Consider the following 326-nt stretch of genomic DNA (forward strand, 5'->3'; position numbering starts at 1 on the left):
CAATGGAACTTTACCCATTGGTGTCAGTTAGGCGGACTCTGGGCTTTCGTCGCCCTCCACGGCGCTTTTGGACTGATTGGCTTTATGCTGCGTCAGTTTGAAATTGCCCGTTTGGTGGGCATTCGTCCTTATAACGCGATCGCCTTCTCTGGACCGATTGCGGTCTTCGTCAGTGTCTTCCTGATGTATCCCTTGGGACAGTCGAGTTGGTTTTTCGGACCCAGTTTTGGGGTAGCCGGAATTTTCCGTTTCATCTTGTTCCTACAAGGTTTCCACAACTGGACCCTGAACCCCTTCCACATGATGGGAGTAGCGGGAATCCTAGG

1 pseudogene is annotated in these 326 nt (G+C 51.8%); it reads left to right on the forward strand.

The features are described 5' to 3' along the window. Window positions 1-326 (forward strand): annotated as a pseudogene (locus JUI58_RS01080) (photosystem II D2 protein (photosystem q(a) protein)); the annotation flags it as partial.

The organism is Spirulina sp. CCY15215, from assembly GCF_016888125.1.
In the GTDB taxonomy this organism is placed as follows: Bacteria; Cyanobacteriota; Cyanobacteriia; order Cyanobacteriales; family Spirulinaceae; genus CCY15215.